This is a genomic window from Streptomyces sp. NPDC051963, assembly GCF_044593495.1.
Classification (GTDB): Bacteria; Actinomycetota; Actinomycetes; order Streptomycetales; family Streptomycetaceae; genus Streptomyces.
Genome location: NZ_JBIUCC010000019.1, coordinates 1 through 20,216, shown reverse-complemented (window position 1 = coordinate 20,216; position 20,216 = coordinate 1). Strand labels below are relative to the sequence as shown.

The 20,216-nt window shown below is 67.8% G+C and carries 16 protein-coding genes and 3 pseudogenes; 6 read left to right on the top strand and 13 right to left on the bottom strand.

The genetic code is table 11. From position 1 onward, the window contains the following. Nucleotides 1-57 precede the first annotated feature (57 nt). The 8 genes and pseudogenes from ACIHFB_RS44870 to ACIHFB_RS44835 all read right to left on the bottom strand — a co-directional run bounded on the left by ACIHFB_RS44870 (nt 58) and on the right by ACIHFB_RS44835 (nt 7,959). On the bottom strand, nt 58-1,071 hold the full coding sequence (locus ACIHFB_RS44870; RefSeq protein WP_400129898.1) for a sugar phosphate isomerase/epimerase family protein: 1,014 nt from the start codon (nt 1,069-1,071) through the stop codon (nt 58-60). A 159-nt stretch (nt 1,072-1,230) separates the two neighbouring features. Further along, nucleotides 1,231-2,427, bottom strand: a complete 1,197-nt coding sequence (locus ACIHFB_RS44865; protein ID WP_400129897.1) for a Gfo/Idh/MocA family protein — start codon at nt 2,425-2,427, stop codon at nt 1,231-1,233. 28 nt (nt 2,428-2,455) lie between these two features. Beyond that, nucleotides 2,456-3,070, bottom strand: coding sequence for an MFS transporter (locus ACIHFB_RS44860; protein WP_400129896.1), 615 nt, complete (start codon nt 3,068-3,070; stop codon nt 2,456-2,458). Nucleotides 3,071-3,179: 109 nt separating this feature from the next. After that, nucleotides 3,180-3,767: pseudogene (locus tag ACIHFB_RS44855) on the bottom strand (PfkB family carbohydrate kinase); the annotation flags it as partial. Between the two features lie 243 nt (nt 3,768-4,010). After that, nucleotides 4,011-4,868 carry a sugar phosphate isomerase/epimerase family protein gene (locus ACIHFB_RS44850; protein ID WP_400129895.1) on the bottom strand — a complete coding sequence of 286 codons (858 nt, stop codon included), beginning with the start codon at nt 4,866-4,868 and terminating at the stop codon, nt 4,011-4,013. 66 nt (nt 4,869-4,934) lie between these two features. Further along, the gene (locus ACIHFB_RS44845) at nt 4,935-5,855 is read right to left on the bottom strand and encodes an ATP-binding cassette domain-containing protein (protein WP_365287918.1); all 921 of its coding nucleotides are present in this window, start codon (nt 5,853-5,855) and stop codon (nt 4,935-4,937) included. Nucleotides 5,856-5,863: 8 nt separating this feature from the next. Further along, nucleotides 5,864-6,940: an ABC transporter permease gene (locus tag ACIHFB_RS44840; protein ID WP_365287916.1), complete on the bottom strand. Its 1,077-nt coding sequence runs from the start codon at nt 6,938-6,940 to the stop codon at nt 5,864-5,866. Then, complete coding sequence (locus ACIHFB_RS44835) at nt 6,940-7,959, bottom strand: sugar ABC transporter substrate-binding protein (RefSeq protein ID WP_365287914.1); 1,020 nt, start codon at nt 7,957-7,959, stop codon at nt 6,940-6,942. Before ACIHFB_RS44835 ends, ACIHFB_RS44840 begins: the two co-directional genes overlap by 1 nt. A 266-nt stretch (nt 7,960-8,225) precedes the next feature. Here ACIHFB_RS44835 and ACIHFB_RS44830 point away from each other — a divergent pair, with 266 nt between their 5' ends. The 3 genes and pseudogenes from ACIHFB_RS44830 (at nt 8,226) to ACIHFB_RS44820 (ending at nt 11,124) form a co-directional block, all read left to right on the top strand. Next, entirely contained in the window at nt 8,226-9,269 is a 1,044-nt protein-coding gene (locus tag ACIHFB_RS44830; protein WP_365287912.1) for a LacI family DNA-binding transcriptional regulator, read from the top strand. Further along, a pseudogene (locus ACIHFB_RS44825) lies at nt 9,266-10,656 on the top strand (NF041680 family putative transposase). The gene ACIHFB_RS44830 and the pseudogene ACIHFB_RS44825 overlap by 4 nt, the downstream one beginning before the upstream one ends. Before the next feature lie 18 nt (nt 10,657-10,674). Further along, on the top strand, nt 10,675-11,124 hold the full coding sequence (locus ACIHFB_RS44820; RefSeq protein WP_365287910.1) for a hypothetical protein: 450 nt from the start codon (nt 10,675-10,677) through the stop codon (nt 11,122-11,124). 282 nt (nt 11,125-11,406) lie between these two features. On the opposite strand, the gene ACIHFB_RS44815 is transcribed toward ACIHFB_RS44820, so the two are convergent. Continuing rightward, nucleotides 11,407-11,643 carry a hypothetical protein gene (locus tag ACIHFB_RS44815; RefSeq protein WP_365287908.1) on the bottom strand — a complete coding sequence of 79 codons (237 nt, stop codon included), beginning with the start codon at nt 11,641-11,643 and terminating at the stop codon, nt 11,407-11,409. 266 nt (nt 11,644-11,909) lie between these two features. Next, complete coding sequence (locus tag ACIHFB_RS44810; RefSeq protein WP_365287906.1) at nt 11,910-13,049, bottom strand: helix-turn-helix domain-containing protein; 1,140 nt, start codon at nt 13,047-13,049, stop codon at nt 11,910-11,912. Nucleotides 13,050-13,136: 87 nt separating this feature from the next. Between ACIHFB_RS44810 and ACIHFB_RS44805 the strand changes: the two genes are divergently transcribed. After that, entirely contained in the window at nt 13,137-14,195 is a 1,059-nt protein-coding gene (locus ACIHFB_RS44805; protein WP_400129893.1) for a ferredoxin reductase, read from the top strand. Between the two features lie 7 nt (nt 14,196-14,202). Then, nucleotides 14,203-15,321 (top strand): acyl-CoA desaturase, encoded by a 1,119-nt coding sequence (locus ACIHFB_RS44800; RefSeq protein WP_365287902.1) that lies wholly within the window; start codon nt 14,203-14,205, stop codon nt 15,319-15,321. Between the two features lie 481 nt (nt 15,322-15,802). On the opposite strand, the gene ACIHFB_RS44795 is transcribed toward ACIHFB_RS44800, so the two are convergent. Beyond that, nucleotides 15,803-16,174: a DUF2255 family protein gene (locus ACIHFB_RS44795; protein WP_400129892.1), complete on the bottom strand. Its 372-nt coding sequence runs from the start codon at nt 16,172-16,174 to the stop codon at nt 15,803-15,805. A gap of 909 nt (nt 16,175-17,083) precedes the next feature. On the opposite strand from ACIHFB_RS44795, the gene ACIHFB_RS44790 reads away from it, so the two are divergent. Then, nucleotides 17,084-17,461: a hypothetical protein gene (locus ACIHFB_RS44790; protein ID WP_365288007.1), complete on the top strand. Its 378-nt coding sequence runs from the start codon at nt 17,084-17,086 to the stop codon at nt 17,459-17,461. Between the two features lie 52 nt (nt 17,462-17,513). On the opposite strand, the pseudogene ACIHFB_RS44785 reads toward ACIHFB_RS44790, so the two are convergent. Next, nucleotides 17,514-17,654, bottom strand: a pseudogene (locus tag ACIHFB_RS44785) (hypothetical protein); the annotation flags it as partial. Between the two features lie 1,833 nt (nt 17,655-19,487). After that, nucleotides 19,488-19,922, bottom strand: coding sequence for a hypothetical protein (locus ACIHFB_RS44780; RefSeq protein WP_365287898.1), 435 nt, complete (start codon nt 19,920-19,922; stop codon nt 19,488-19,490). Nucleotides 19,923-20,216: the final 294 nt, after the last annotated feature.

The following is a 20,216-nucleotide window of genomic DNA, read 5'->3' as shown; positions in this document are numbered from 1 at the left end:
TGCGTGCACCCGTGACGAGGACGGCCTGTCCCCGGTCGGAGTACTTGGCCCGGGCGATCACGATCGCAGGGACTCCTGGAGCGCCGCGTCGGCCGACTTGAGTACCTCGGCAGCCACGGCGACACCCTCGACGGGACCGAGCTCGGTGTCCTCGTGCTCGATGTTGACCAGCATGTCCGGGTCGACCTCGTGGAGGGCGCGCAGGAACTCGGTCCAGTAGGCGACGTCGTGGCCCTTGCCGAGGGCGACGAAGTCCCATGCGGACTCCTTGGGCCATTCGTTGGCCCATTCGTCGCCGCCGAGGTTGGTACGCGGCTCGTCCGGCGACAGGCGTCGGAAACTGTTGTCGAGCACCCCGTTGAGGGCGGCGTACTCCGGATTGACGCGGACGTCCTTGGCGGCGGCGTGGAAGACCAGCTCCCCGAGGTGGCGTACGACCGCGACGGGGTCCATCTGCTGCCAGAACAGGTGGGAGGCGTCCAGTTCCACACCGACGTGCGTGACGCCGGTGAGTTCGATGAGCTTGTGTATGTCGGCGGAGTTGAACACGACGTTCTGCGGGTGCAGTTCGAGGGCGACCTTGACGTCGTGGTCACGGGCGAGCCGGTCGGTCTCGCGCCAGAAGTCCGCGGCGACCTTCCACTGGTGGTCAAGGACGTCCAGGGCCGCGGAGTTCCATGCGTTGACGATCCAGTTCGGGCGGGTCGCGCCGGGCTCGCCACCCGGCAGCCCGGACATGGTCACGAGGCGGTGCTGTCCAAGCCGCTCGGCCAGGCGAATGGACCGGCGGATGTCCTCCGCGTGCTTCTGACCGATGGCCGGGTTCGGGTGCAGCGGGTTGCCATTGGCGTTCAGCCCGGCGATGGAGACCCCGGTGCCCTCGAAGAGGGCGAGGAAGTCGTCCCGCGCGGTGTCACTGACGAGGATGTCGTCGAACGTCGGTACGTGCACCGCCGGCAGGAAGCCACCGGTGTTGATTTCCAGGCCGGTCAGCCCCAGGTCGGCGACGACTTTGATCGCTTCCGGTAGCGGCCGGTCGTGCAGGATCGCATTGTAGAGGCCAAGCTTCATGGTCTGCTTCCTCAGTTCTTCTCAGAGGCCAGTGGTGCCGACGGGCACGAGTGCGGCACGGGGCTCCTGCGGACACCTCGGCAGCCGGTTCTCTCAGCGAACGTGCCCCGTTGCTCGTGCTCGTGGCGCCAGGCTTACGTGTTCTGTCTGTATGGACGGTCAGGTGACGGACGGAACGGCGGTGACCGCACCGTTGTTGCGGGACGAGGCGACGACAGCCTGGATGATCTCCAGCGTCCGCAGACCCTCGGCGAAGGTGGCACAGGCCGGCAGCGGCTCGGCGACCCCGGCGATCTGGTCGAGGAACGCGCGGGCCTGGTAGGTGAAGTTGTCGGCGTTGCTGGCACCCACACCCGGCGCCTCCATCGGGACGCCGCCCGCAAAGTACGGCAGCTGCGGGCCGGCGATGATCTGCCGGGCGCCACGGGTACGGGCCTCGGGCTGGGCGTCGTCGAAGAGGTACTCGGCGGGCCGATGCTGGTCGAAGGCGGCCCGGCCGCCGACGCCCAGGATGTCGAAGGAGAGCCCGTTGGGCAGGCCGAAGCCGGTGCGCGTCACCGAGAAGGTGCCGACGAGACCGGACTCGAAGCGGGCGGTGAAGGTCGCCGTGTCCTCGTTCTCGACCTCGCCCATCTCGTCGGAGACGGGCGCGGCGTTGTGTCCGACGATCGCGCCGAGTGGCACCGGCCGCTTGGGGATCTGCGTCGACAGCGTGGCACCGGACACGGAGACGATGGGTCCGGCGACGTACTCGGCGGCGTCGATGACGTGCGAGCCGACGTCCCCGAGCGCACCGGAACCCGGGCCGCCCTTGAACCGCCAGCCAAGCGGCCCGTTCGGGTCGGTCGCGTAGTCGCACCAGTAGCGGCCGCTGAACAGGGTCAGGTCGCCCAGTTCGTTGCGCTGGACGTGGTCGCGGATGGCGGAGATGGCGGGGGAGCGGCGGAAGGTGTAGCCGACCGCGGTCACGACCTCGGCGCCCCGTTCCAACTCGGCCATCGCACGGGCGTCTTCGAGCGAACCGGCCAGCGGCTTCTCGCACAGCACGTGCTTGCCGGCGGCGACCAGCGCCTCGGTGATCGGACGATGCAGAGCATTTCCTACGACGATGCTGACCGCGTCGATCGTCGAGTCCTCGACGACGGCCTCCCAGCTCGGCACCGCCTTCTCGTACCCGTAGCGGCGAGCGGCGTCGTCGCCGAGCGCGACGTTGGCGTCGGCTATCGCGGCCAGCCGGATGGGTGGAAGCCCGGCCCCGAAGACCGTGTTGGCGTTGCGGTATCCGGCGGCGTGGCTGCGGCCGGCCATGCCGGCGCCGATCACCGCGACGGAGAGGGGTTTGGCGGACATGGCCATGGGGGTGCCTTTCGAGAAGAAGGAGTGATCAGGCGGCGTACTGCCGTCGGAAGTGGGTCTCGATGTCTTCCATCGAGCGGCCCCGGGTCTCCGGAACAGTGCGGATGTAGAAGACGAGCGTGGCGGCGTTGACCGCTGCGAAGAGCAGGAACGTGACCCCGCCGATCGCGTTGATCAGCGGCGGGAACACCAGCGTGACCACGAAGTTGGCCATCCAGGTGCCGAACACCGCCGTACCCATCGCGAAGCCGCGCAGCCGCAGAGGGAAGATCTCCGAGAGCATCAGCCAGAACACGGTCGCGATGCAGCCCTGCATGAACAGCAGAAAGGTCAGCATGGATGCCAGTGCGAGGTAGCTGTGGACGGCCGACTCGGGCAGGGCCAGGAAGCAGAACGCGATCAGGACCAGCGAGACGGTGACGCCAACCTGCCCGGTGAGCAGCATCGGGCGCCGGCCGTACCGGCCGAGGAGCCACATGCCGGTCGAGACCGCGAGTATGGCCACGACGCCGTTGGCGATGGTGGCGGTGAGGGCGGCCTGGGTGCCGAGGCCGGTGTCCAGCAGGATCGTCGGCGCGAAGTACATGATCGAGTTCACGCCGGTCAGCTGGGTGAGGGCGGCCAGCCCGAACCCGAACGTCACGATGCGCCGTACCCAGGTCCCGCCGGCCTGCCCGCGGCTCTCCGGCGTCGGCGGTGACCCGGCGCTTGATCTCGGCGAACTCCTCGTCGACGACCTGCGCGTCGCGGATCCTGCCCAGGGTGGAGCGGGCGTCGTCGAACCGGCGGCGGGAAGCCGGCCAGCGCGGAGACTCGGGCACGAACAGCATCCCGAACCACAGCAGCGCGGCGGGGACCGTGGCGATCACTAGCATCCAGCGCCACACACCGCCCTCGCCCACGGTCCTGGCGATGACCGCGTTCGAGGTGTAGGCCAGCAACTGGCCCGTCACGATCATCAGTTCGTTCTGGGTCACCAGCCGGCCGCGGCGGTCGGCCGGAGCCAGTTGGGCGATGAAGACCGGCACCGTTGGGAAGTCGTCCGGCGGGAAGATCTCGCAGAATGTCACCGGCGTCGGCGCGATGTCCGACGCGCCCACGAAACGGGCGTCCACGCCGTAGCCGGTCAGTGCCGTGCGCACGAATTGCCCGAAGGGGTCCTGACCGGTCTTGGTGATCACGGCGGAAGCATGGCCATAACGGGCAGCCGCCACGGCCACGTTGGTCGGGCTGCCGCCCAGGTATTTGCCGAACGACGTGACCTCCGCCAGGCCCACGCCGGTCTGGAGTGGATATACATCCACTCCCACGCGGCCCATGGTCAGCACTTCGAACGGCATAACAGCTGGTTCCCCTTCGCTTTAAAGCGCTTTAAAGACGTCTTGACGAGCACGATGCCCTGCGAGCAAATGTCATGTCAATAGATTGTTTGGGCAAGGCTTCCCAGGTGGCCGGGACTGCCGCTGCAAGGGGCTGTCACGCGGGGAGAGCGAGGCCCCGCCGGAGACGTGCGCGTGCGGCAGGGCCACGATCCCTCGGTGCCCTGCCCCCACCGGCTACCCGATCCTTCAGCCCCGCTCCACTCAGGACGAGGCGGCCAGGTACTTGCGGATCTTCTCGCGCATGAACACCGAGGACTCCTTGGCCCGTTCCTCCCAGGCGAACACGCAGGCGGTGAGAGTGCCGTCGAAGCCGTTCGCCCTCAGCTCACGGAAGAGCTCGTCGAAGTCGACCTCGCCCTCGCCCATGTCCAGGTGCTGGTGGATGCGGGCGGCTGTGCCGGGCGGGTTGAGGATGTAGCGGTTGCCCGAGGAGGCCGTGTGATTGAAGGCGTCGGCCAGGTGGACGTGGGTGAGCAGGTCGCCCGCGTACCCGATGATGCCGGGGGCGTCGTTGCCGATGTGGAAGGTGTGCGGGGCGCAGTAGAGGAAGGAGACGTTGGGGTGGTTGATGCCCCGGATCAGGTTGACCGCGTCGTATCCGTTCTCGATGAAGTCGTCCGGATGCGGTTCCAGGGCCAGCTTGATGCCTTCGCGCTCGAACACCGGCAGCAGTTCGTCCAATGACTTCCAGAACTGCGCCTCACTGCGGTCGGGATCCTCCGGGCGCCCGTTGAACTCCGAGATCATGCTGTCCACGCCGAGGTCGGCGGCGATCTGGATCGAGCGCTTCCAGTACCGCACGGCGGCCTGCCTCTCGTCCTCGTCTGGGCCGGACCAGCGGAACAGCGGCAGCATGGAGGAGATGCCGACGCCCGCCGAGTCCAGCGCCTTGCGGAACCTGCGCACCGACGCGTCGTCCACACGCGGGTGACGGAAGAAGGGGACGAAGTCCTCTCGGGGGGACAGCTCGATCCACTCGTAGCCCAACTCGGCTACCAAGGCCGGGAGTTCGAGGAGGGGGACGTGACGAATCATGTACGGGTCGAGGGCGATCTTCATGGGGGAATGCCTTCGGATCAGGGGGAGTGGGTGGAGTGACGCTGTATGCGTGCGCTGACGCCGCCGTCAGGAAGGCGAGACCTCGGACGAGGCCGCCAGCGGTGCGATGAGGTCTTCCTCCTCGGGAAGTCCCTCCACGTCGACGCCGCGGACCTGGGACAACTCGTGTTTGAGGGCGGCGAGTTCGGCGCCGCCGGCCATGTGGTTGGTCAGTTCCTCGAGGCTGACTTCGCTGCGGGAGGCGGAGAGTTCGAGGGTGCCCAGGCGCAGCACGCTGAAGTGGTCGCCGACCATGTAGGCGTGGTGCGGGTTGTGGGTGATGAAGATGACGCCGAGACCGCGGTCGCGGGCGGCTGCGATGTACTTCAGGACCACGCCGGACTGCTTGACGCCGAGGGCGGCGGTGGGTTCGTCGAGGATCAGGACGCGGGCGCCGAAGTAGACGGCGCGGGCGATCGCCACGCACTGCCGCTGGCCACCGGAGAGGGTGCCGATGGGCTGTTCCAGGTCATCGAGGATGATGCCCATGTTGCGCAGTTCCTCGTCGGCGGTCTTCTTCATCTGCTCGATGTCGAGGCGGCGGACCGGCCAAGGGCCGCGGGTCATTTCGGAGCCGAGGAAGAAGTTGCGCCACACCGGCATCAGCGGGACCACGGCGAGGTCCTGGTAGACCGTCGCGATACCGCGGTCCAGCGCGTCACGAGGGGTGGTGAAGCGGACCGGTTCGCCGTCCACGAGGAACTCTCCCTCAGTGTGCTGGTGCAGCCCGGAGACGATTTTGATCAGCGTGGACTTGCCGGCGCCGTTGTCGCCCAGCACGCAGGTGACCTTGCCGGGGCAGACGGCCAGGCTCACGCCGTGCAGGGCACGGATGTTGCCGTAGGACTTGCCCGCGGCCTGCAGCTCGACGACGGGGGCGTCGTCCTGCTCGGAGACGGTGTACGCGAGGATCTCGCCGTGGGCACCGGCGTTGGTGGTGGATGTCATGGGGTCGGTCACCTCCTGGTCGCCGCGCGGCTGACCCACAGATTGATGAGCGTGGCGCCGAGCAGCATCACGCCGAGGAAGGCTTTGAACCAGTCGGGGTTCCAGCCGGCGTAGACGATGCCCTGCTGGACCATGCCGAACATGAACGCGCCGAAGACCGGGCCGATCGCGGAACCGGAGCCGCCGGTCAGCAGGCAGCCGCCGATGACGGCCGCGGCGATGTAGATCAGCTCCTGGCCGACGCCCTCGCCCGACTGGACGGTGTTGAAGGAGAACAGCTGGTGCATGCCCACGAACCAGGCGCTGAAGCCGACCAGCATGAAGAGGGAGATCTTCGTGAACGTCACGGGTACACCCACGGCCCGGGCGCTGTCCTTGTTGCCGCCGACCGCGAAGATCCAGTTGCCGTACCTGGTGCGCAGCAGGATCCAGGTGGCGATCCCCGCAAACAGCAGCCACCAGAACACGGTGATCTTCACCTGGACGCCGCCGATGTCGAACGAGGACGCGAAGATCTTGTGTGCCGTCTCGAAGCCGTCCATGTTGCTGATGTCGTCGGTGGCGACGTTCCCGGTGACCAGCTTGGTCACCGCGAGGTTGACGCCCTGGAGGATCAGGAAGGTGCCCAGCGTGACCAGGAAGCTCGGCAGGCCTGTCTTCATCAGCAGCCAGCCGTTGAAGAAGCCGACTCCCAGCGAGACGAGCAGGGCGACGATCACGCCGGCCCAGACGTTCATGGTCAGCTGATAGCTCAGCATGGCCGCGGTGAGCGCCGAGGTGATCACCCCGACACCGGCCGACAGGTCGAACTCCCCGCCGATCATCAGCAGCGCCACCGGCAGTGCCATGATCCCGATGGTGGAGGACTGGTACAGGATGTTGGCCATCGCACCGCCGTCGCGCACCGGCGGCGCGGCCACGAGGAAGAACACCCAGACCGCGAGGGCGCCGAGGAAGACGCCTATCTCGGGGCGGGCCAACAGACGTATGACCAGGGGACGTTCAGCGGTCCGGCCGTCGGTCTGCTTCGGGCCGGAAGCCGGCGGTGAAGTCACCGCCGGCTCGGCATGCTGGGTCGTGCTCATCACCGGGTGCCCTTCGCGGCGAACTTGGCGACGGTCTCGACGTTCGACTTGTCGACGAAGGCCGGGCCGGTCAGCACGGGCTGCTCACCGCCGCCGCTGAAGTTGCCGTTGGCCTTGTACAGCCACAGGGAGTCGACGGCCAGGTAGCCCTGCAGGTAAGGCTGCTGGTCGACCGCGAACTGGATGGTGCCCTTCTCGATGGCGGAGACGAGGTCCTTGTTGAGGTCGAAGGTGGCGATCTTCGCCTTGCTGCTGCCCTCGGACACGGCCTGGACGGCGGTCAGGGCGATCGGGGCGCCGAGCGTGACCACCTCGTCGATGGAGCTGTCCTGCTTGAGCTTGGCGGTGATCGTCGACTTCACGGAGGGCATGTCGGTGCCGTTGACGTAGAGGATGTCCGTCTTGCCGCTGAAGGTCTTCTTCACGCCGGCGCAGCGCTCTTCGAGGTTGACGTCGCCCTGGGCCTGGATCACGCACAGGGCGTGCTTGGCGCCGGTGCCGTTGAGCTTGCTGCCGAGGGCCTGACCGGAGACGGCCTCGTCCTGGCCGAAGAAGGACAGCAGGCCCTGCTGCTTCCAGACGCTCAAGCCCGCGTTGAGGCCGACGACCGGGATGCCGGCCTTCTTCGCCTCGGCGACCACGGCCTTGAGGGCGTCCGGCTTGGCCAGGGTGACGGCGATGCCGTCGACCTTCTGGTCGATCGCGTTCTGCACCAGGTTGGCCTGGTCGCCGGCGTTCTCGTCGTTCGAGTAGATCAGCTTGACGTTGTCCTTGGCCGCCGCGGCCTCGGCGCCCTTGCGGATGGTGTCCCAGAAGGTGTCGCCGGAGGGCGCGTGGGTGACCATCGCGATCGTCATACGAGGTGTGCCGGCCTTGCCCGCGGAGACGTTGCCGGTGTCCTCTTCGGCCTTCTTGCCGCCGGAGCTGCTGGAACAGCCCGCGAGTGTCAGGGCGGCCGCCGCGGCCAGGGCCACGACGGGGACGATTCTGGCGGGACGGGGAAGGGGCGTGCGCTTCATACTTCGTGCACCTCACTGTGCAGGAGGGGTGGATCGGCGGCTACTGGCTCATTCCTGTGCTCGCGTCGCGCAGGTGGGGCGCGGATTGTTCGCGGTTGCGTTGCGGTGTTTCGTGGCCGAGTCGAGGGCGAGCACCTTGTGGGCGTCGGGGCTGACTTGGTTGGAACATCAGGACAATTTAAAGCGCTTTAAGTTCTGGTACTATCGGCTTGTTTCGCGAGCGTGTCAAGGGTGCTGCGCGAGCAGATTGCGGCGGGGAGGCACAGGTGGACGAGGGCGACGTCGCGGGTCACCGGAATGGCGCGCACAAGCGCCCCAGGCTGGAGGACGTGGCCGCGCGGGTGGGCGTCTCCACCGCCTCGGTGTCCCTGGTGCTGCGCGGTGTGCCCGGCCCGAGCGAGCGGACCCGGCAGCGTGTCCTGAAGGCGGCCGCCGATCTCGGTTACCAGGTGGACCGCACCGCCAGCACGCTGGCGAGCAGGCGCAGCCGGTTGCTCGGCGTCATGGTCGACATCCACAGCCCGTTCCAGGCCGAACTGGTCGAGCACCTGCACACCGCCGCCGAGGAGGTCGGCTACGACCTCGTCCTGAGCACCATCACCCGCACCCGCGACGAGCACACCGCGGTGGAGACCCTGCTGGCCTTCCGCAGCGAGGCCCTGATCCTGCTCGGCCCGACCTCTCCCGCCAGCACGCTCGCCACTCTGGACAACAAGGCCCCCGTCATCGCGGTCGGTCGCCGTATCGCCGACGCCGCCCTCGATGTCGTACGCACCGCGGACGACGACGGTGTGGGCCAGATCGTCGACTACCTGGTCGATCTGGGACACAGCGAGATCGTCCACGTCGACGGCGGCAAGGGTGTGATCGCCACCGACCGGCGCCGCGGCTACCGCACGGCCATGCGCCGCCGCGGCCTCGAGGCCCACATCCGGGTGCTGCGCGGCGACCACACCGAGGCGGCCGGCGAACAGGCGGCATACCAGATCATCGAGGGCGGCGACCTGCCCACGGCCGTCGTCGCCTTCAACGACCAGTGCGCCATCGGCGTCCTCACCGCCCTCGCCCGGGCGGGCGTCGCCGTCCCGGGACAGGTCTCCGTGGTCGGTTACGACGACGACACGCTCTCCCGGCTGAGCTGCTTCAACCTGACCACCGTCAGTCAGAGCGCTCGAGAACAGGCCCGGTACGCGGTGACCGCGGCTGTCGAACGCCTCGACCAGGACCGCACCGAGCCCCGCGAGGTCGTCCTCGCCCCGCACCTCGTCCTGCGCGGCACCACGGCCGAACCCGCCCGACGAGAGCTGTGACGTCAGAGCCGACGAGGGCCGACGCGCTGTTCGAGCTCACGGACGCACTGTTGTGCACGGACGGGCCGGTGCGGACGTTGGTCGGGCTGGCGTTGGCACCCGAGCACCGACGTGGGCACGGCGCACTGTATGGCGGTCGCAACCAGGGCCCTATCGACATTGCCCGCCTTCGGCGCGCACTGGTCGGGTTGCCGCTGCCGCGCGCCGCCGATGGCCGCCTGGTCCTGGCCGCGGACGTCAGCCCGTGGCTGCGGCCCGATGCCGCCACCTCGCCGGACCGCTCGTTCTGTCACACCTATGGGCGTGGCGAGCAGAAGCATCTGATGATCCCCGGCTGGCCCTACTCGGTGATCGCCGCCCTGGAGACCGGCCGCACCTCGTGGACCGCGATCCTGGACGCACAACGCCCGGGCCCTGGCACGGGTGTCGCTACCGTCACCGCTGGGCAGGTCCGCGACCTGGTCACCCGTCTGATCGATGCCGGGCAGTGGGACGAGGGCGACCCGGTGATCTGGGTCGTGGTCGACGCCGGCTACGACGTCCCGCGCCTGGCGTATCTCCTGCGGGACCTTCCTGTGGAAGTGCTGGGGCGGTTGCGCTCGGACCGGGTCATGCGCCGCCCGGCCCCGCCGCGGTGGCACGGCATCAACGGCCGCCCGCCCAAGCACGGCGGCGAGTTCGTCTTCAAGGACCCCGTAACCTGGGGTGGCACCGTCGCCACCACAACCACCACGACGAGGCGTTACGGGATCGCCGTCGCGAAGGCGTGGGACAGACTTCACCCGCGGCTGACGCGCCGGGTGCGTGGCTGGGGCACGAGGGCGAACTGCCGATCATCGCCGGCACCGTTATCCGCCTGCAGGTCGAGCACCTGCCCAGTGGCGGCGACCCCAAGCCTCTGTGGCTGTGGTGGTCGCGCACGGGCGCCACAGCGGTCGAGATCGACCTGGTCTGGCAGGTTTTCCTGCGCAGATTCGATCCCCAGCACACCTTCCGGATGATCAAGCAGGTGCTCGCCTGGACCGCTCCCAAGCTCCGGGATCCCGAGGCCGCCGACCGATGGACCTGGCTCGTCATCGCCGCTCAGACCCAACTCCGTCTCGACCGACCCCTCGCCGCAGACCTGCGCCGGCCCTGGGAACGACCTGTGCCCTCGAACAAGCTCACCCCCGCCCGCGTCCGGCGGGGGTTCAGAAACCTGTGCACGATCACCCTCACCCCGGCCCGAGTACAAGAACCCACCAAACCAGGCCCGGGACGCCCGCTCGGCTCGAAGAACGGCCGTCCGGCAGCGCGACACGATGTCGGACGCGTCCTTGCCGCCGGCGAGGCGTACAGCCGCCCGGCCCACCACCAGACAGGCACCAAACCCCGCCGTACCGCATAAAAGCCGTGGTCCTGCCGTTTGCCGTCCGACCTGGTTGCTGGGACCAAAAACGGCGAGGTCCGGACCATTGATGTCGGACAGGGCGAATATGTAGTCGTGAACCTTGCTACATGCGGTCCCGCGTTCCTGGTGGACTACTTCGTCATGGAGATCGGCATCCGGCAGGCCTGGCCCTTCGTCACTTTCGCCAACAACCAGGAAGGAGCTGACCTCGCAGAAGTACGGCTGTACATCGACGGCGCCTTCACAGTGGAATCAGCCGGCTCTCCTCTCGACGGTGCCGAGCATGACGACATCCAGCTGTGGCTGCTTCGATTGGCCAAAGTGCTCAACCTGACAGTGGAGGAGGCCGTCATGAGGGAAGACACCACGTTGTTCCTCCGGTTCGACGGTGATCTCTGCCTACAGATCTCGGGCAGTCCAGCGACCTGGACAACCGCTGACGTCTGGTGGTTCGGCACCAGCTGATGGTGGCACTAGCCCACGCCGCTCAACGCGCAGGATCAACAAACGGCTCCTCCACGCCATCGGCGCGTCGGCCGGCTCGTTTGGCCCGGCGGACGGCCGGGCCATAAACGTCAAGCTCACCCGCGCCGCCGCCTTCGCTGTCCTGACTCTCGCCGCCACGCTGACGGCCGCGTTCGCCCAACTCCTCACCTGATCGCTCGGGTGTGATGGTGATGGGGTGCGGAGCGCGTCTACTGGCGGCGCCAGTGATCGTGAACCTGTTGTACGTCGGCTTCGAGTACGTCACGCAGGTCGTCGTCGCCCGCGGGAACATCCAGCCCGAGCGCGCCCGGCGATCTTGCGGTAGGACGTCGTCATGTCCGGGTCGCTTGCGGCGACCAGGGACGACAGGAGTGCCTGGTCGGCGGGAGTGGCCTGGTCGACGAGGGTGAGGACCTGGACTCGGTGGGCGAGTGTCATCTGGGGCAGTGCGGAGCCGAGTTGCTGCTTGAGCCGGGACCAGGTGGCGGCCCAGGTCACCGACCGGATGCTCGGTGGGCGCGTCGACGAGCGGGCCGGTGCGCATCGTCCGCCGGATCGAGTCGAGCCGTATCCGCCCCCGCGCCTGGCAGAGACAGCGCCTCCGACGGGCTTCCCGAGGCCTTGCCCGGTCTCCACATCACCCCCCGGTCTCAACTGGCTGATACTGCTCTTCCCCTGGCCGCATGAGGCAGCTGATGGCACCGAGAGCGAGGCACGATTCCTGGGCTGCTCGCGGACGCGGGCGTGGACGGTCGAAGTACGCGTCAGCTGACCCGAAGGCCGAGCGCCAGCGTCAGTTCAAGGACCCGCTGTGGCGATGCGAGATCCGGAAACAGCTCCCGCAGCTGTGACATCCGGTACCGGACTGTCTGGGGATGGACGAACAACTCCGCCGCCACCTCCTCCCGCCTGCCCTGGTGCAGCAGCCATGCCCGCAACGTTTCTTCCAGCCGCCGTGCGGTCGCGACAGGCAAGGTCTGCAACGGTGCGAGGGCTCGGGCACGCAGGTCTGCGAACGCGTCCGCGTCAGCGCTCAGCACCAGCTCGGGCAGGTGGTCCTCGGTGTCGCGAATATCAGGAGAAAGGGAGCGCGCGCGTACGGCTCGTGCGTACGAGGCGGACGCACGAGTCCATGGCCGGGCCGGGCCGACCACGGCGGTGCGGTCGGTCAGCTGCCGCAAGAGATGTGATCGGTCGGCATCGGGGACGAGCAGCACACCGGTGGCGTCCGGGAGATCGTCGAGGACGAGGGTGCCCGGGTCGAGCGTGCGGTAGGCGGGCCGGGCCTGGTCGGCGGGCAGCAGGACTGCGGTCAGTGAAACCGGAGGCTGCCACCCGGCCCGTTGAACAGAGGCCAGCAGCACGTCCGGGCTCGCGCCGGCGAGGAGGTCGCGGGCCAGGTGTTCCAGGTGGCGCTCCTGGGCCCGGCCCCGGGCGGCCAGTTCGTCGGCGTGGCCCGCGGCGCTCGCGGCGGAGAGCTCGTCGATATAGGCGAAGGTCAGCTCGGCGAACTTGGCGACCTCGGCGGCGGGCAGACCCGCGGGTACGGCACCCGCCGCCAGGCATCGCCAGGCCACGCGGGCGCCGACGCGGTAGGCGCTGAGCAGAGAGTCCATCGAACGGCCGTCGCGCACCTCGCCGCGGCCCAGCTCGTAGGCTGCGTCACCGGCGTCGCCGCCTGTTGCGTTCCCGCTCGCGAGGTCCAGGTAGTGCCCCAGGGCGGTGCGGACGGCTCGGCGGATGGTGCCGCCCATGCGACCCGAAAGGGCATTGGCGTAGGAAGGGACCTCGTCGATGATCGCCTCGACGACCTCGTCGGCGGTGCTCTTCAGCGCGGCCCGAAGTGCGGTGACCGTCGTCTCGTCCAGGGCCAGCTCGCTGGCCCTCCGGATTGCATGGCTCACGTTTTTGTTCCCTACGAACAATTCAGCCGACCAGATTTACGTCCTTCGGTCAGGACTTTACGTCTTCAGGCGCAGCAAGCTGGAGCCATGACGAGTGCAGCCCTCCGCACCAGGGCGTGGAAACTGCTGGAGATGGTCACGACGCCGCTGCTGCCGTCGGACTACCTCGACCTGGTCAGCCCGCTGCGTGCGGGCGCCGATCTGCGTGGGCGCATCGAGGCCGTGCACCCCGAGACGGGTGACGCCGCGACCATCGTGATCAGGCCGGGACGGGGCTGGCGCGGCCACACGGCCGGTCAGTACGTGCGGATCGGGGTCGACGTCGACGGCGTACGCCTGTGGCGTGCCTACTCCCTCACCTCGCCGACCAACCGCCCAGATGGCCGCGTCACGATCACCGTGAAGGCGATCGAGGACGGCAAGGTCAGCAACCACCTGGTCCGCCGGGCCAAACCGGGCACGCTGATCCAGCTCGACCACCCGACCGGTGACTTCGTGCTGCCGCAGGCCAAGCCCGCCAAGGTGCTCTACCTGACGGCCGGCAGCGGCATCACGCCCGTGATGGGCATGCTGCGCGACACCGAGTTCGACGACGTCGTCATGGTCCACTGCGCGCCACAGCCACAGGACGTGATCTTCCGCAACGAACTGCACGACCTGGTCGCGGACAAGAAGCTGCGGCTCACCGAGGTGCACACCGACACCGACGGCAAGCTCGACATCGCCCGCCTCGACGAACTCGTACCCGACTGGGCCGAACGCGAGACCTGGGCCTGCGGGCCCGCGGGCCTGCTCGACGCCGCCGAGGAGCACTGGACCGAGCACGGTGTCCAAGAGCGCCTGCACACCGAACGCTTCCGCCCCAGCATCGTGGTCGCCGGCGACGGTGGCGGCGAGGTCACGTTCATCGCCACCGGCAAGACCGTCGACGCGGACGGCGCCACGCCGTTGCTGGACGTCGGCGAGGAGGCCGGCGTGCTCATGCCCTCCGGGTGCCGCATGGGCATCTGCTTCGGCTGCGTCACGCCGCTCAAGGCGGGCGCCGTCCGCGACCTGCGCACCGGCGAGATCACCGAGGCCGAGCCGGGCGTCCTCATCCAGACCTGCGTGTCCGCCGCGGCGGGCCCCTGCGACATCGAACGGTAGGAGCACCTTGACCGCCATCGACCCCACCGCCCACCTGACCGCGGAGCAGATCGAGGAGCTCGGCCACGAGCTGGACGCGATCCGCGACGAGGTGATCGCCGGCCGCGGCGAGAAGGACGCCGCCTACATCCGCAAGGTCATCTCGGCGCAGCGCACGCTCGAACTGGCCAGCAGGGGCGTGCTGCTGTTCTCGATCTTCCCGCCCGCGTGGCTGCTCGGCACCGCCGGGCTGTCCGTGGCGAAGATCATGGACAACATGGAGATCGGCCACAACATCCTGCACGGCCAGTGGGACTGGATGCGGGACCCGAAGATCCACTCCACCACCTGGGAGTGGGACCACGTCTCGCCGGCCGACCAGTGGAAGCACTCGCACAACGAGCTGCACCACACGTACACCAACGTGATCGGCAAGGACAACGACCTCGGCTACGGCATCATGCGCGTCGACGAGGACCAGAAGTGGCACCCGTTCCACCTCGGCCAGCCGCTGTGGAACTTCCTCAACGCCTGCTTCTTCGAGTACGGCATCGCAGCCTACGACCTGGAGCTCGGCAAGAACCTGCACAAGCGCCGCCGCAACAACCCGGAGTTCCGCGCGCGGGCCAAGGCCGTGGGCCGCAAGATCCGCAAGCAGGTCCTCAAGGACTACGTGATCCACCCGCTGCTGTCGGGCCCGTCGTTCCTCCCCACGCTCGCCGCCACGTTCACCGCGAACCTGGTCCGCAACATCTGGACCCACTCGGTGATCATGTGCGGTCACTTCCCCGAGGGCGTGCAGGTCTTCGAGCGCCGGTCGATCAAGGGCGAGACGCGCGGCCAGTGGTACCTGCGCCAGATGATGGGATCGGCGAACATCAGCGGCAGCAAGGCCATGCACTTCATGACCGGCAACCTGTCGCACCAGATCGAGCACCACCTGTTCCCGGACCTGCCGAGCAACCGGTACGCCGAGGTCGCGGTGAAGGTGCGTGCGCTGTTCGAAAAGTACGAGCTGGAGTACGTCACCGGGCCGCTGCCCAAGCAGGTGTTCTCCGCGTGGCACAAGGTCTTCCGGCTCTCACTGCCGAACAAGAAGCCCAAGGTCAAGACGCCGGACCGCGAGCAGGAGCTCGTCGCGGCCTGATTTCCCGGTATTGGTTCAGATCCTTCGGCCGTACCGGCGGCACCGCCGGGTTCCGCGAGCTCCGTTGCGGACGGTGGGCGGCCCGCGGCATCAGACCGGTCGAGCACTGCCATTGGATCAACAACACCCCGGCAGCTCTCCAAGCAGGCTCGGTTCGTCGCACACAGATCAGCGATCACGGCACTGCCCCCGTCCCTCTTCGAGTACCTCGCTGGCTCCGGATGCGTCCACCATCCCGGAGCCGAAGCGCGGGCGCCTTCTCCGTGCCCTTGGACCACTAACGCCGGTGATTTGCCAGCAGATGAGGAACTGTTGATGAGACAGATGTGGTGGCTCACATAGACGGCGAGGCTGTGATCTACGCCCACGGGAAGATCGATTCCGCGGCAACGCAGTCGCGTGCCCTGCCCACCCCGGCCCGGGCACACCGTCTGCCGTCCGGGCCGCGTCCATGAACACGTCCGCGGGCGGTTGGCGGGGGTCAGCGCGGTTCGAGGCGCAGGGTGGAGGCGCGGGCCCCTTCGGTCAGGACGTGCTCGACGATGCTCGGGTAGTGCCCGTACTTCTCGCGGTAGGCCGCGTCCACGCCGGCGTATTCGTCGGGGTCGGCTGAGCGGAAGGTGACGTCTTGGCCGACGCCGCCGGCTTCGATACGGCCCTGCCGTCGGGACTGTGTACCCCGGTACCAGGGGCCGTCGCTGCCCTTGACCGACCGGACGTACAGCTGACCGCCGGAGCGGACCACCCACATGGTCACCGGATCCCGCAGCGTGCCGTTGGCCTGTTCGGAGGCAAGGTCCAGTTCCTCGGCGGCGGTGATCTTCTCCAGGCCCGTGCTGTTCCAGTCGGCCATTGTTCTTCCCTTCCGGTATGCAGGGCCCAAGGCCAGGACGGCCAGGGGGCAGGTGTCGTGGGTGCTGGCTTTCGAACATGAGGCGACACGATCAACCCTGCACCTTGTCGGCCGCCGGAGGCAGGCCGAGGTGTTCCAGGGGGCAAATCTGCCGCACCCTTTCTGACCTGGGCTTACGAGGGCCAAAGCGGCTGTGACCTGCTAGGACGGGTTGCAGAGGCGATCGGAGGCAGTCAGAGGCTGTGCCTCTGCAAGCTGCTTCTGGGAGACCCGAGTTGACCGGACGGATCAGGAGCGGCGACCTCGACGGCGCTCCGCTCCTGCCTTGGTCGAGTTGCGATGGGGACGCCTGCCTCCAGCGCGGGGCCATGCATACGAATGCCTCCAGGACGGCAATCCTGGAGGCATCGCTGGCACCGATTTGGAGGTCGGTTCCGGGCATCACCCGTGGTTTTAGCGGGCCTGGGTGGCGCTCTTGTCTTTGCGAGACGACCTCACCGTGCCACACCACAGTCATCAGGCAGAACCACAGCGGCAGACCCCTCACCCGTTCGGCCGACTGGGCCTTCACCACCTCCGTCCGGCTGCGGCAGAACTGGTCCTGCTCGGGGATCTCACCGGCCGGTACGCGACGGGCAGTTACAGCAGGCTCGGTTCCGACGGCCGCACCGTGGCCGTGCGCCAGGACCGGCAGGGCGCGGCCGAGCACGGACACCGCGTCACAGCGGCCATCGCCTGCCATGTCGCTCGCGCCGGCGGCACCATCGACGAGCTGACCCAGCTGCTGCTGCACCCCGACCACGAGGGTGGCCAGCACGCCCGGCACATCGCCCTGCGCTCGGGGCAGGCGCCCTGGACTACATCCGCCGGGTGTGGGCCAGCGCGACGGCGGTGGTCGTTGGAACGCGAGTGCTGGACTCACGTCACCACGCCTACGAGGTTCTCGCCGCGCTGCGGGACCGCATCGAGACCACGCCCTGGCGCGGTGAGCGGGGACGGACCGCGCTGCGGGTGCTGCGGGCCCATCTGAACTTCGCCGAGATTGCCGGTGGCCCGCTGCACCACGCCAGTGAGTGGCAGACCGCGGAGGAAGCAGGGGTCTCGCGGACGACGCTGCGCGCGGTCTACGACACCGTCCTCAAGCCAGGGGGCCGGCTGCGCCGGCTGCGGGTCGGACACGGCAGGGAGGGCTCCACCTGGCACCTCGACCACGGCAGCACCGGGAGCCGCCGTGGCTCCGCTTCACTGTCTCGTTTCTGGACCACTCAGTACCCCCCTGGCACTTGAGGAGTGGACCTAACGTGCAACGGCCACAGTCCCTGCTGCCACATACGAACCGGCGTACCCGCAATACGATCACCACCGGCTGATCACCGATGGGAAGGTCGGCAGGAAACCGCAGATAGGAGCCGTGCTTCCGCTCCGACCAGCGGCCGAAGTCCGGACATTGAGCTTCGGATGCGGTTGCTTGCGCCTCCATTCGCAGCACTCCGTTGACTCGCACGACCCTCGTGGTCACCACGCCCGAGACGAGCGGGAACAGCAGCTTCGTCAGGGGCATCCGCACGTCATTCATACCGCCTGAGAGTGCGGATACTGGTGGCGCCCCGGACGGCGCAGACGCAGAGCATCGGGTGCACTCCCGATCCCACCGCACGCCCGCGCATGAGCCCCTGATCTCAACGACCAGACACGGAAGGCTAGTTCAACCACTCAGCGTCACCCTCCACACAACGAGGGACAGAGCCAGCTTTCGAAGTTCACCGACACACGCGGGAGCGGCAACTGACCTGCCGCTGCTGTCCGGATTGTGCGAGCGTCTCGGTACGGAAACGCTAGGGAGGGAACAGTGGCGAGTCCTGGATCGGGGGGAAGCTCGGCGAGCACGCCGGAGCCACAGCCAAGGTGGTGGCGCCGGATCCCTCTGACGAACATCGGAACCGCAGTTGGCGCCGTCGGGGTCATAGGCAGTCTCATCTTCACGGGATGGGCCACCTTGAATGACGCAGCTGTGTCCAGAGACCAGCTGAAGCAGTCACGTGAAGCCGCCGAACAAGCGACACGCAGCCAGGCCATGCGGATCACGTACTGGCAGGATGCGAGTTGGGTCGACGGCGCCATGCGGGTGCATCTGCTGAACAGATCACCCGACCCCGTCAGCGACGTGCACGTGACGTTCAACGGCTTCGGGAAAACGGATGTGTTAGGGGCTCACCTATGGGGCTTCACAATCCCACCGTGCACGGAATCCATCTACCGAGCTGAGAAGTTGCGCTACCTCCATGGGAGCCCCGGACACTCGATCAAGGAAGGCAACGTTCGGTGGCAGGTGCAGTCCCTCAGCTTTACAGATAGTGACGGGAAAGTGTGGAAGCGAATTCCGACGGAGCTCGATCGCCTTGATAAGCCTCCCCATGCTCCGAACAGCTATGGAGTCGCCTATCTGGGACAGCCAGAGTTGAAGCAGGCCGCGAACTGCGGAGGCAACGGGTAAGTGGGGCACCATCGTCCACGCCCCGCTCCCGACCTCCCCCGCAGCCGTCGCAGACCGCAGCAGTCCGGCGGGGCGGGTCGCCCGCCCCGCCATGATGGGCTCGCGCTCGTGGGGCCGGCGGTGGATCGCACGAGCTGCCGTGTTGACGTGGCCGTGTCGCGCACCGGTCGGGTTCGTTCTGTTAGCGACACGACGCGTGCATGTGTGTCGGCGGCCCGATCTGCCTGTCCGCCCGGCTGCGGATCGGGTCGCGCCCTTTCGGTGAGGGCGGTGAAGGCGGCCTCGGGCGTAATGTCCATGAGCTCCCAGGTCGCCGCGCCCCGCCGCCCTCGGCCGCCCTGGATCTCTGACCACGCAGGCACGGAGCCGCTTACCAAGCGGGAAGTCGGCGGGCGGCTTCGTCGTGTTCAGACCTGCAAGTTGGTGTGCGGCAACTGAGCGCTTCAGTCGGCGAGTGGAGCGGGCGGCGTCGACGGCTTGGTCAGCTGGGTGGCATAGGTGTTGGCATAAGCGGAGAGCAAAACAGCATCACCAACCGGGCTGTACCGGTACCTTGCTCAACCGCCAAATCACATGCTCAGTCATAATCTGGCGGCGCCTGCGTATCAGTTGGGACGCATCAGCTTCAGGCGCGTGGCCCAGCTGCGGGCCGGGCCCCGCCCAGTGCCCACTAGGCGGTGGCATGTCCGCCGTCTATCGTCTGGACGGCACGGTTGGCGCACGCAGCGGCTGACCGCGACGGTCTTCACCCGCAAGGTGGTCAAGGGCGATGAACTGTGTGTACGGCGCGCGGCATAGTTGGTTCTTGTTCGTTGCCGGCTATGAGTCGCAGAGCTGGAAGGCGATCTCTTGTGGCCGGGGCCCGAACCCTAGCCGTACCTGAGCTCCGACGCGCGCCAGATTCAGCGGCACCGCACTGACTCTCTCGCGGACGTGGAACCCTTCACTCATCTCGACGATGGCAATGGCACGATGTTTGCCCACGCTACGCCCGACGACGGTGACGTGTTGGATGACGCCGATGCCACCACTGCGCTCCTCGGCCAAGTCGGTGGAGCCGCAGGCAGGGCACAACAGGCAGTGGATGACTGAGGTCTGGCACCAACGGCAGCGCTGGAAATACAGAACGCCATCCCGGATTCCGCCTGTTGGGATGGGACACGGGCGGTCCGGATCAGTCTGTGGTGTGCCTGGCAAGGCGCTGCCCCGTTCGACGAGGCCGCTGGCTGTGGGTTCGATCACTGAGTGGGACATGGCAAACTCCTCTGACCGCTGCCGGGGCAGCGCCATAGGTCCGGCGAGGGGGAAGCGAGGGTGGTCCTGGTCACGGGTGACGGATCAGGGTCCTTTTGGGTGAGTCGCACGAGGAACAACTCTCATGGTCATCTGCTCGATCTCAGCGAGAGGATCCCGTCCTGGGTCCGCGACCCAGGACAGCTGAGCTGATCCGTGGTCAGTCCTTGATCTCGCAGATCGCGGCGCCGGAGGTGATGGACGAGCCGACCTCGGCGGACAGGCCCTTGATGGTGCCCGCCTTGTGGGCGTTGA